This window comes from Rhodococcus sp. B10 (assembly GCF_011770055.1).
Taxonomy (GTDB): Bacteria; Actinomycetota; Actinomycetes; order Mycobacteriales; family Mycobacteriaceae; genus Rhodococcoides; species Rhodococcoides kyotonensis_B.
Genome location: NZ_JAAFYV010000005.1, coordinates 23,440 through 35,098, shown reverse-complemented (window position 1 = coordinate 35,098; position 11,659 = coordinate 23,440). Strand labels below are relative to the sequence as shown.

Genomic DNA, 11,659 nt, shown 5'->3' with positions numbered 1-11,659 from the left:
CTCGACTCCTCCTAAGCGATCGGCTATGAAGTCGAGTGTTCTCCTTCTCGGGCAACTATGGACCCGAAATGAGCGTTGGTGTTACCGATCGGTAGCGATCGAGCACCGGACGTCAGGTCAGCTGCGCTCCTCACGCCGTGACGACACACGCTGAACCGAGTACCGCGCCGTCGCAATGAGCGTTGCGATGACGGGCACCGAGAGCCAGCACGTACCGATGAAAGCGATTGTTCCCCAAATGAAGAACCCGGCAACGCCTGCGCCAACGAACTCGCCTTGCGAGTGCGATTCGCCATCGGATGCGTACCCGATCATCAGTGCTGCAGCGAAACCAATCGAGCAAGAGCAATACGTCACCAGGGAGGCCCACAGGACAGACCGCAACCACAGGATCGGAAACGATTTCGGACTTGCACGCGTGGTCACTCCTGCGGACCCCGCAGGCGTTTGCGCAGCGGCGGCGGTGAGAACAACGCTTTCGGGCTGATTGACAACAACTCTCGACGACGTGACTCGCTCTGGTGCATCTCACGGAGAACCGACAGCAAGGCGTTGGGCTCGGCGGCCATCGCACCCACCGGTAGTTCCACGTAGTCGTCCGTGTCCCAACGGAATCGTCCTTCTAGTGGCACAGAGCCTTGTGTCATCAGTCGAATCAATGGAGTCTTCGTAGTCCCCATTCTGTGGTGAACGAGCTTTACCTCGTCAGCCACTTCGAGTATGGACGCCCAGGGCAAAACGATGTCGCCAGCGGTCCGGGCAAACAGAGAGCGCTTGGCCGTCCTGACCACAACCTCCGGATACAGCTCGACACCACACGATGAACGAAGCATCGAGAGAAGCAGCACCAAACCAGCAGTGACCACCGCGAAGAACGCAGAGATGACGTAATGATGGACTCCAACTCGCCCCTCTGGCAGTAGTGATTCGAAGCCCCACCGCCATACGAGAAGCACGCACGTGAAAAACACAGCGCAGCCCAGCATTGCTACGGTGATCAGATTTACGCCAAGCACACCGGGACCGACCCGAACGCCTGATCCGTAATCGCTACGGACACAGCTAGTTACACGGCTAGACTGCCAAATCCATCTGAAGCCCGCCATTTGCACCCCGATCCAGGAACACCCGAGGATCATTACACCCCCGCCGGCTGCGCCGATCGACCCGGCCACGCTGCCAGCATCACCCGACCATGCGAATGCGAACGCGACGACTCCCCAGAAACCAGTGAACAGAGCCATTGCAAACCACATCGGGCCGAGTCTTTGCGGCCATGTTTCACGCCAAATCGCCTCTACAGAGGATGATTCGGAGTTCGAAATCGAATCGCTCATCGCGCCACCCCATTCACTCCTTCGGACCCCACATACGTTTGCGCAGCGGTGGCGGCGAGAACAACGTTTTCGGATCAACCGACAACAGCTCTCTACGACGCGCTTCGCTTCGGTGCATCTCACGGAGGACTGAAAGCAGCGTGTTCGGCTCCGCTGACATCGCACCCGCCGGCAATTGCAGGTAATTATCAGTGTCCCAACCGATCCGGCCACTCGTCGCCATCATGCTTGTTGTCACTAGCCGGATCAACGGCTCTCGGTTGGTAAACCAGCTGTGCGAAACGAGCTTGACCTCGTCGACTACTTCGACGATGGACGTCCACGGTAAGGCGATGTCACCGCCGATACGAACGAATGGAGGATGCTTCACGGTCCTCACCACTACGTCTGGGTAGAGCTCGAGACCAGTCGAAGGACGAAAGAATCCAAGAACGAGGGCTACCAGCACCGACGCCGCCGCGCAGAAGGTCGAGAACACGTAATGGCGCAGCCCGACCCGCGAGTCAGGCAACAACGATTCGAACCCCAGACTCCACGCAACCACTACCGACGTGAAAAATACCCCGCAGGCAAGCATTGCAATTATCAGAGAATTGATGACCAGCACACCCGGCCCAATTCGTATTCCCTCGCCGAACTCAGAACTCGAACACTGCCTTACGTGGCGCGAGCTGTAGACCCACCTGACCCCAGCCGATCTGAGCGATAACCAAGCGGTGCACAGACACACAATGGCACCACCGAAATAACCGACCGCACCAATTTCGCTACCCACAGCGCCCCAGACTGCGAATACACCGAATCCGGCACTGCAGATAATGCCGATCGCAACAACCGCCACGTATTTGAAATCCAGCCTTTGCGGCCACACCTCGAGCCATTCAGCGGTTATCTGGTCAGTACCGTCCTTCTGCGAATCACTCATGCGACTACTCCCAAAGCCGTTGTCCAAGTTTCGGAACCCCATAGGAGAGCAGGCCACCCACCGCAAGCCCCACCACCAGGCCGGCCGCTGTTCCGATCCCTGGCACTGCTGATCCGATCGCCATGCCTGTTATCGCAGATGATGCGGCCGTTCCTAACGCTCCACCGATGACCGTCCCAGCAACTGTCCCCGCACTCTCCGTGACAATCGCCTTCGTGGGATCCATTCCGCCTTCGATGTCGTTCGCGATTGCCGGGACGGTGCCCAGCGCCGCACCCAAGGGCCCGAGCCTACGACCAATTCCGTACGCGAGATCGTCCGCAGACGCTGCCGCAGCAGTCCTCAGACCTTCCCCTGTAGCCTCAGCCATTCCGCTGATCACCGTGCCCGCGACAAGCGCAGGCACGTCGGGCTTCCACGAGAACCCGCCACCATCGTTCTCGACAACGGTCCCACCGACAGTCCGGACCGAAAGCTCCCGCAGGGTCGAGATCTGCGATCTGAAGACGTCGCACACTCCCCTGGCCGCGTTGTCAGCGTCGCTCAACGCCGACGCGACCGCGACGGTCGCTTCCTGCGTTCGGATCTGCAGAGCAAGTACCGCGTCCTCAGCGAGAGGACCAGCGATAGCGCGCAGAGACGCGATTGCACGATCAGCGGTCACCGACCCGGTGTCGTCGACGTCGAATCCGCGGTCGAGCAAGTCGTCGACAAGATCCAGCAGGTTCGACCGAGCCGCATTGACCGCCTCGAAGCCAACCTCGAACTTCTCACCGATTCGGCTCAGTTCATCGGCGAGTGAGGCAAGCGTCGACGCCTCCCACACGACTCGCTCGGCAGCGGCAACTGCAGCATCCCCATGCCACGATTCCGCCAGCACATTCTGCTCGGACACGACGTTGTCACGTTCACTCCGAACAGATCTCTGCACCCGCTTCAGTCCGTCTGCCGCGTCGAGCAGGAACGACGGGTTCCAGGCACGGACCTCGGCAATCGAGCCGCTCACTCGACGCTGCTCATCGCGCGAAGTCGGGCCGCGAACTCGTTCTCGGTAACGCGGTAATCCTCGGCCGACCCCCGAGCCGACCCGGCAAGCGCGTCCATCCGTTGCGACATCCCTCGCAATGAGGATCCGGCAACTCCAGATCCCTCAGTGCACAACGCCGGCAGATCAGTACCAGGCAACGCGCTCTGCGCGGACCAGTACGCGCCGACGACGTCGATACTGCGCAACGCTTCGCTCACGTCCCGCGTCACCGAGGCAAACCGTCGCAAGATCTCTGGATCTACGTCCACCACCACACCCATCGTCCGGAAAAGACCTACTTCTTCGGACGCCGCGGGGCGTCGGACGGTTCCATACCAGCCCAGAACGCACGAAAACGGCGGGGCAGGTGACTTCGTTGTCACCTACCCCGCCGCTTCGAAAACTTGCTATCTCGCCAGAGCCACGGTTCTGAGAAACACCGTCGGCACTGAACCGTTGTTGACGTACCGGTACGCCCGATCACTGCGCAGACGCGCGGACTCCCCTGCCGCGATGGTGGCGACCTCGTCGTCCGCCGTCAGCGTCAGCTCACCCGACGTCACGTGGAACAGCTCGAACGACCCCTGCGGGTCGGGCATGCCGCCGTAGCTGTCGCCCGGTTCGAGCACCCACGACCACAGGTCCGCCGCACGGACACCCGGCGTCGATACGAGCAGATGCGCCGTACTACCCGCCGGCGACGTCCACACCAGAAGATGCTCGTCTGCCGGGATCGCCTCGATGGCCGCTTCACCCGGAACCGTGTCACTCAGCAGCTCGGTGAAATCCGTTCCGAGACTGCGCGCGATCCGCGTCACGGCAACGAGACTCGGATTTGCCTGCCCGTGCTCGATCTGCGTCAGCAATCGTCTGCTGACCTGCGCCTGGTCCGCCAACTGCTGCACCGTCATATCGCGACCGGTGCGCAGAAGGCGGATACGCGACCCCACCTGATCGAGGAAGCTCTGTGTCAGAACTCCGTCTTCGGTGGAGTCGCGACCGTCGGACTCGGTCACACCGCGAAGAGCTGCTCGATGTCAGCGAACGCCTTGAACTCCAAAGCATTTCCCGACGGGTCCATGAAGAACATCGTCCACTGCTCGCCCTTCTCACCCTTGAAGCGCACATAGGGGTCGATGACGAACTTCGTGTCCACAGCCTGCAGACGTCCGGCAAGCTCCTGGAATTCGTCGACGCTCAGCACCAGGCCGAAGTGCGGAACCGGAACCTCATGTCCATCAACGGGGTTGGTGCCGCGCACACCCTGATCGGGGCTTCCGCCGACCTCATGCGTGACGACCTGGTGTCCGCGGACGTTCCAGTCGGTCCACTTCGTGTCAGAGCGGCCACGCGAGAATCCGAGAACCTCACCGTAGAAGTGGCGAGCAGCTTCGATGTCGTGAACCGGGATTGCAAGGTGAAACGGGGGGATGTTGTTTATCATGAGAGAAGAATACTGCTCATGTCATGAGCATGCAAATGCGCATGTCATGAGCAGTATCACTACCGTCGACCCGTAAGGGCTTGCGGCGACAGCAATTTCGCGACGTCGTCAGGCGTCAACAAGCCGGATTCCACGGCCAGCTCGGCGACAGTCCTGTCCGACGACAGTGCGCGTGCCGCGAGTTCGGTGGCCGCGTCGTACCCGATGTGCGGATTCAACGCGGTGACGACGCCGGCAGATCGCTCGACCGTCGCGCGCATGCGGTCGACGTTCGCGGTGATGCCAGGGACACATCGATCCGCGAGAGTGCTTGCAGCATGGGACAAGTGCGTGATCGAGTCGAGCAGCTTGTGCGCGATCAACGGCTCGAACGCGTTCAGCTGCAACTGGCCCGCTTCGGCGGACATGGTGATCGCGAGATCGTTGCCGATCACCTCGTACGCCACCTGCGTCACCACCTCGGGCACAACAGGGTTGACCTTGCCGGGCATGATCGACGAACCCGCCTGCACCGCCGGCAGATTGATCTCGCCGAGACCGGCACGAGGTCCAGACGACAGCAGTCGCAGATCGTTGCAGATCTTCGACACCTTCACCGCCGTGCGTTTCAGCGTGCCCGAAATCTGCACGAACGCACCGACGTCCTGCGTTGCTTCGAGCAGGTCGGTGGCCGTCGTCAACTGCAGACCGGTGAGTCGACTCAACTCGGACCGCACCAGTTCCGCATAACGTGGATGCGAATTGAGGCCGGTGCCGATTGCCGTTCCGCCGAGATTGATCTCGTCGATCAGACGTGCAGCCTCACCGAGTCGATGGATGTCCTCGCCGATCATGACGGCGTAGGTGCCGAATTCCTGACCGAGCGTCATCGGCACCGCGTCCTGCAGCTGCGTGCGGCCCATTTTGATGACGTCGGCGAACTCCAACGCTTTCGCCGCGAACGCCGCAGCCAGATGAGCCATCGCCGCTTCGAGATCCGCGAGCGTCGACCGCACGGCGATCTTGACCGCCGTCGGATAGACGTCGTTGGTGCTCTGCCCCAGGTTCACGTGCTCGAGCGGGTGGATGAATGCGTAGTCACCACGACTGCGCCCCAACAACTCGAGGGCTAGGTTCGCGATGACCTCGTTCGCGTTCATGTTCGTCGACGTGCCTGCGCCACCTTGGATGACGTCGACGACGAACTGATCATGCAGGGAACCGTCGGCGATCTCCATGCAGGCCGCGATGATCGCGTCCGCACGTTCCGCGTCGAGCAGCCCGAGTTCTTTGTTCGATTGCGCCGCAGCTGCTTTCGTCAGCGCAAGCGACCGCACGAGCGCCGGGTACTTCGCGATCGCAACCCCGGTGATCGCGAAGTTCTCCAGCGCCCGCAGGGTATGCACACCCCAGTAGACGTCCGACGGCACGTCGCGATCGCCCAGCAGGTCGTGCTCGCTGCGGAACGAGTCCGTCATGACACGACCGCGTCGAGCACCAGCATGTGACCGGGGTAGTGCGTCGCCGCATACGCGAGATCGGCTGTGCCGAGTGCCAACTGAGGCGTGACGCCGCAATCCCAGAAGACGGGGATCTGCCCCTCCCCCACTCCGGCGAAGATGCCGAAGTCGGGACGGGAGATGTCGTCGATACCGAGGGAGGCCGGATCGCCGATGTACACCGGTGCACCGTGACCGGTCGGGTAACGACCGGTCACGGTGACTGCCTCGTCGACCAGATCTGCATCGACCGGTCGCATGCTGACGGCGAGGGGTCCGTCGAACATGCTTGCAGCTCCGGCAGTTCGGAGGATGCGATCGGTGATGTAGACCGGCGGCGCGGTCGTGGCGACGGGAATGCCTGCGCGACGCAGCGGCCCGTCGAAGGTGTGGCTGCACCCGAGCACGAAGGCGACGGAGTCGTCCTTCCACCAGGCGCTGAGGTCGTTCGGCTCGTCGACGACGGTGCCGTGATCCCAGACTCGGTAACGCGGGAGCATCGTCGAGATGTCGACGGTGCAGCCCTGGTACGTCATGGTCGGGTCACCGGGCTGCGTACGCCCGAGGACCGGACACACCGTCGGATGCGCGGCGCAGTACTCCTCGAAAGCCGCTGCGGCACTGGCCGGCACGACGACGAGGTTGGCCTGCTGATGGTCGTCGAGCAGACCCGCTGTGGCCGTGGTCCATTCGCCCGACGCGATCCGCGTCCGCAAGTCCAGAGGCGAGGCAGGCGCTGTCACAGCAGAGCCTCCTTCGAGGACTCACGCACCGTCGTGAGGGTCACGAGCGCGAGCACCGCGGCGAAGATGAGCAGGAAGCCGGGCATGAGCAGGTTGTCCGTCTTGGAGATCAACCACGTCGCGAGGTACGGCGTCAGACCGCCGCCGATGATCGTGCCGATGTTGAACGCGAAGGACAGACCGGTGTAGCGCACCCGCGTCGGGAATTGTTCTGCGTAGGTCGGGTACGTGACCGACTGGACGATCGGCATCGGCAGTGCGAGAACGACCATAGCGCCGACGGCGAGAGCGAAACTTCCCTGATCCATGACGATCATCGCGGGCAGAACGAGGATGGCGTAGCCGAGGAAGCCGATGGTGATGATGCGCTTACGGCCGTGCTTGTCCGACAAGCCACCGAAGATCGGCATGAGCGTCGCGACGAACAGGCTGATGGCACCCATGATCCAGAAGGTGTTGGACTTCGAGTAGCCGAGGTACGTCGTCAGGTAGATGTTCATGAAGATCAGGCCGACCCAGTAGCCGGTGTTGGAGCCGATTGCCAGGAAGATGACCTTGAACAGTGCACCGGTGTGCTCGGTGAAGACCTCACGCAGAGGCGTCTTGGCCGGCTTCTCCTTCTCGGTGACGGCGAGGAATTCGTGCGAATCCTCCAGCTTGCGACGCGCCATCAGCGTGACGACGATGAGCGGCAGGGCAAGCAGGAACGGGATGCGCCAACCGAAATCGCGCAGTTGGTCGTCGGACAGGATCGTGCTCGTCAGGCCTGCGACCAGTGCCGCGGTACCGCCACCGATGGCCACGCCGACGGGGGTGAAGGCACCGAAGAATCCGCGACGGCCGTTCGGTGCGGATTCCGCGAGGTACGTCGCCGAGCCGGTGACCTCGCCGCCGGCGAAGAAGCCCTGGGCGAGACGGACGAGAAGCAACGCGAGAGGCGCGAGAATGCCGATGGATTCGGCCGTGGGCAGCAGGCCGACGACGGCGGTCGCGGTACCCATGCCGACCACGGTCGTGATCAGTACGGGCTTACGGCCGATGCGGTCACCCAGGCGACCGAGGACGATGCCACCGAGCGGACGCATCAGGAACGCGCTACCGAACACGGCGAGCGTCGACAGCAGGGACGCCGTCGGGTTGCTGCTGGGGAAGAACAGCGGACCGATGACGACGGCGAGGTAGCCGTACACGCCGAATTCGTAATACTCGACGGCTGTGCCCGCTGCGGCCGCGACTGCTGCGCGCCGCGCGTTCTTGGGCTTCACGTGGTCCTCGGGTGGGGTGAGAGACCCAGGTACGGTGGTCATGGAATGTCTCCAGTTCGGTGAAAGTCGGTGACGTTCGCGGTGGACGGGCAAGTCGAGTCGCGGGCGCACTGATGAATGGGCGACGGTTCCCTGGAGCCCGTCGGCAGGATTGCCGTCCTGCTGATGGCCTTCGGGATCGTTCTGGTTGTCGGTCAGAGAGAGTTGGAGAACGTGACGGTGGATCCGACGGCGGCTTGGCCGAGCAGATCCAGATCGTCCTCCGTGACCACCCCGATGACGGGATAGCCTCCTGTCACGGGATGATCGGCCAGGAACACGATGGGCTCCCCGGATGGGGGAACCTGTATCGCGCCCAACGCCATTCCTTCACTGCGAAGGTCGACCGAGCCGATGGTCAGTGGCTGGCCGGTCAAACGGATGCCGACGCGGTTGCTGTTGGCACCCACTGTCCAGCTGGTCGATACCAGAGCTTGTTTGTCTTCCACGCTGAAGAGCGAATCTCTGGGTCCCCACCGAAAGCGTAGCTGCACAGTACCTTCCGGGTACCGGGAGCGTGCAAGTTCGAGTGGAAGTTCTGGGGCGGTCGTCGTCGGACCGAGCTTGTATTCGTCACCCGCTGCGAGGGCGGCAGGGCCGAGACCCGACAGGGCGTCGCTGCTCGCGGATCCGAACGTCGTGTCGGCACGGATGCCGCCCGAGATCGCGACGTAGATCCTCAGGCCGGCAGCCGGACGTCCGACCGAAAGGCGCTGACCTGCAGCGAGATAGACACGCTGCGGCTCACGCACGACACGGCCGTCGACGCGCACCTCCACCGGCGCACCGGTGAGCGCAACGTAGCGCGGACTCGTGACGGTGAACGACAGTCCGCCGAACAGGTTCTCGAACACGGCAGCATTCTCGGCGTTGCCGACGAGTCGATTGGCCAGCGCTGCCGCAGCACGGTCGACCGGGCCCGACGCGGTGATACCGAGGTGGGCGTATCCCGCACGGCCCGCGTCCTGGATGGTCGTCGAGGCACCGGGGTCGAGGATGCAGGCAGCGACTGTTTGCGTTGGCTTTTCGAGAAGTGTAGTCATCGGATGACCCTTTCGAACACGATGCGGTCCCCGACGGCCAGCCGACTGGGGTTGTCCCACTCGGTGTTCCACAACACGGCATCGGTGTGCCCGATGATGTGCCACCCGCCAGGCGTGCGACCCGGGTAGACGACGGTTTGCGTGCCGGCGATTGCGATGGCACCGGCGTCGACCTTCGGTCGTGGCGACGTACGACGCGGCAGCGCCAACTGGTCGGGGCAGCCGTCGATGTACGCGAAACCCGGTGCGAAGCCGAAGAATCCGACGGTGTGGGGTGCAGCGGAGTGCTTGTCCGCCACGTCCTGGACGGACATGTTCAACGCTGCGGCAACCTCGTGGAGGTCTTCGCCGTCGTAGACGACCGGGATGGTAACGGTGTTGCCGTGATGCTGTTCCGTGGCCTGGGTCAGGCTGGGATTCTGCACGAGGCCTCGGATGTGGTTCTCCAGCACGGGCATGTCGTGGCTGCGGTGCACGATGAACAGAATCGACGCGGCTGCCGGGACGACGTCCTGCAGCAACGCTGCCCATTCGCTACGACGTACCGCGGCGATCCACGCCGGAATCACCTGCGGCTCGAGGTCCACGAGCCATCCGCGGTCGCCTGCGCGATGCAGGGTGTCGAGCTCGATCACGGGCGTCGTCCGATCGGACTCAGATCGAAACCGCTGTCGACCAGCGCCTTACGCGTCTGCGTTGCGATCTCGACGGCGCCTGCGGTGTCGCTGTGCACGCACAGGGCAACCGCGTCGTACGACGGCGGAAGCACCCGCACGGTGTCGCCGTCGACGGACACCGTTTCGCCGGTCTGCACCATCTTCACGGCCCGTTCGGCGGCAGCCTCGGGCTCGGTGATCAGCGCCGCCGGATGACGACGGCTCACCAGCCGAGCCTTGGACGTGTAGTTGCGATCGACGAAAAGCTCTGCGATCGGCTCGATTCCGGCGTCGACGGCCTGGGTCCAGACCTCGGTGTCGTACTGGCACAGTATAGGCAGCGTCGGGTCGACGAGCGTGACGGCCTCGACGATGGCGCGGGCATGCCCGGCGTTGTCCGCTGCCACGTTGTACAGCGCGCCGTGCGCCTTGAGGTACGTGACCTCGGTGCCGGCGACACGGGCGAAGGCCTGCAGGGCGCCGATCTGGTAGACGAGGTCGTTGACGAGCGTCGACACCTCGACGTCGATGAAGCGACGACCGAAGCCGGCCAGGTCACGGTAGGAGACCTGCGCGCCGATCGACACACCCCGCGCGGCAGCCTCTTTCGTCGTCCGACGCAGAATGTCGGGGTCGCCTGCGTGGAAGCCGCACGCGACGTTGGCTGCGCTGACGGTGTCGAGCAACGGGCCGTCGTCCATGATTCCCCAGACACCGAATCCTTCGCCGATGTCGGTGTCGATGTGCACGGCGGTCACAGTTTGGCCCTCCAATAGGTGTTCATGTCGTCGGCCGAGTTCTCCCAGGCCCGGTGCAGGCCGGTTTGTCCACCTTCGATGTGGGCCAGAATCAGATCGGCCAAGGCGGTCGCGTCACCACTGGAGAGCGCGTCGACCATGCCTTTGTGTTCGCACTGCACGCGCTCGTACGCGTTTGTGCCGTGCACGTAGAAACGCGAGTACGGCTCGAGCCGGTGGTACATCTGCGCGATGATCTCGTAGCGCATCGGTAGCCGCGACAGCCGATACATGTCGAGGTGGAACGACAGATTGGTGCGTGACCACGTGTCCGCGCCGGTGTCGCCGACGTTGTCCATCGCCTCGGCCATGGCCTCGAAGCGAGCGATGTCGCGACGAGAAACCCGCTCGACGACGTGCTCGGCGAAGCTGGGCTCGATCAGACGTCGGAGGTCGTAGATCTCGTCGATCTCCTCGATGTCGAGCGCGGTGACGAACGTTCCGCGGCCACGTTCGGAGCGCAGCAGACCCTCGCCCACCAGCGTGCGCATCGCCTCGCGCAGCGGAATCCGCGAGACGCCGAAGCGATCTGCCAACTCCTCCTGCACCAGCCGATGGCCGGGCGGGTACACACCCTCGACGATCGCGGTGCGCAGGTCAGCGGTGAGATCACCGCCCTCGGTGTGGTGTGGGCCACGAACTGTTGAAGCCATATACGTTGTATACACTGCATCCAGAGGGCCGCGGAACCACTTTCCCGATTTTGTCCGAATCCGTAACGGAACCGACCCGTCGCGTAACACGGGCGATACAGAGGGGCCTCGAAACACACTGGGCGGTACGCCCCGGGTTCAGTGATGCTCATGCCGACTCGATTCCTCGATTGGATCCGCCCGGCGTGGCGGCGAAGATCGTCGACCAATGGGTCATTCGTGTGAATGAACGACGACTCCGTCTGTCTCGCT

The 11,659-nt window shown here is 63.2% G+C and carries 13 protein-coding genes; all 13 read right to left on the bottom strand.

Annotated features, from left to right (window positions below; genetic code table 11):
• Window positions 1-422 precede the first annotated feature (422 nt).
• The gene (locus RhoFasB10_RS04810) at window positions 423-1,337 is read right to left on the bottom strand and encodes a hypothetical protein (RefSeq protein ID WP_167675365.1); all 915 of its coding nucleotides are present in this window, start codon (window positions 1,335-1,337) and stop codon (window positions 423-425) included.
• A gap of 13 nt (window positions 1,338-1,350) precedes the next feature.
• Window positions 1,351-2,262 carry a hypothetical protein gene (locus RhoFasB10_RS04805; RefSeq protein ID WP_167675363.1) on the bottom strand — a complete coding sequence of 304 codons (912 nt, stop codon included), beginning with the start codon at window positions 2,260-2,262 and terminating at the stop codon, window positions 1,351-1,353.
• Between the two features lie 4 nt (window positions 2,263-2,266).
• Window positions 2,267-3,088, bottom strand: coding sequence for a hypothetical protein (locus tag RhoFasB10_RS04800; RefSeq protein WP_167675361.1), 822 nt, complete (start codon window positions 3,086-3,088; stop codon window positions 2,267-2,269).
• Window positions 3,089-3,264: 176 nt separating this feature from the next.
• Window positions 3,265-3,519 carry a hypothetical protein gene (locus RhoFasB10_RS04795; protein WP_167675359.1) on the bottom strand — a complete coding sequence of 85 codons (255 nt, stop codon included), beginning with the start codon at window positions 3,517-3,519 and terminating at the stop codon, window positions 3,265-3,267.
• Window positions 3,520-3,696: 177 nt separating this feature from the next.
• Window positions 3,697-4,305: a helix-turn-helix domain-containing protein gene (locus RhoFasB10_RS04790; RefSeq protein WP_167675358.1), complete on the bottom strand. Its 609-nt coding sequence runs from the start codon at window positions 4,303-4,305 to the stop codon at window positions 3,697-3,699.
• Window positions 4,302-4,733: a VOC family protein gene (locus RhoFasB10_RS04785; protein WP_167675356.1), complete on the bottom strand. Its 432-nt coding sequence runs from the start codon at window positions 4,731-4,733 to the stop codon at window positions 4,302-4,304. The genes RhoFasB10_RS04790 and RhoFasB10_RS04785 overlap by 4 nt, the downstream gene beginning before the upstream one ends.
• Before the next feature lie 59 nt (window positions 4,734-4,792).
• Window positions 4,793-6,190, bottom strand: coding sequence for an aspartate ammonia-lyase (locus tag RhoFasB10_RS04780; RefSeq protein ID WP_068430314.1), 1,398 nt, complete (start codon window positions 6,188-6,190; stop codon window positions 4,793-4,795).
• A complete protein-coding gene (locus tag RhoFasB10_RS04775) occupies window positions 6,187-6,954 on the bottom strand; it encodes a DUF1445 domain-containing protein (protein ID WP_068430311.1) in 768 nt (255 codons plus the stop codon). Before RhoFasB10_RS04775 ends, RhoFasB10_RS04780 begins: the two co-directional genes overlap by 4 nt.
• Window positions 6,951-8,261: an MFS transporter gene (locus RhoFasB10_RS04770; protein ID WP_068430309.1), complete on the bottom strand. Its 1,311-nt coding sequence runs from the start codon at window positions 8,259-8,261 to the stop codon at window positions 6,951-6,953. Before RhoFasB10_RS04770 ends, RhoFasB10_RS04775 begins: the two co-directional genes overlap by 4 nt.
• Window positions 8,262-8,413: 152 nt before the next feature.
• Window positions 8,414-9,301, bottom strand: coding sequence for a biotin-dependent carboxyltransferase family protein (locus tag RhoFasB10_RS04765; RefSeq protein WP_167675354.1), 888 nt, complete (start codon window positions 9,299-9,301; stop codon window positions 8,414-8,416).
• Window positions 9,298-9,936 carry an allophanate hydrolase subunit 1 gene (locus RhoFasB10_RS04760; RefSeq protein WP_167675352.1) on the bottom strand — a complete coding sequence of 213 codons (639 nt, stop codon included), beginning with the start codon at window positions 9,934-9,936 and terminating at the stop codon, window positions 9,298-9,300. Before RhoFasB10_RS04760 ends, RhoFasB10_RS04765 begins: the two co-directional genes overlap by 4 nt.
• Window positions 9,933-10,715, bottom strand: coding sequence for a 5-oxoprolinase subunit PxpA (locus RhoFasB10_RS04755; RefSeq protein ID WP_167675350.1), 783 nt, complete (start codon window positions 10,713-10,715; stop codon window positions 9,933-9,935). Before RhoFasB10_RS04755 ends, RhoFasB10_RS04760 begins: the two co-directional genes overlap by 4 nt.
• Window positions 10,712-11,407 carry a GntR family transcriptional regulator gene (locus tag RhoFasB10_RS04750; protein ID WP_068430303.1) on the bottom strand — a complete coding sequence of 232 codons (696 nt, stop codon included), beginning with the start codon at window positions 11,405-11,407 and terminating at the stop codon, window positions 10,712-10,714. Before RhoFasB10_RS04750 ends, RhoFasB10_RS04755 begins: the two co-directional genes overlap by 4 nt.
• Window positions 11,408-11,659 lie beyond the last annotated feature (252 nt).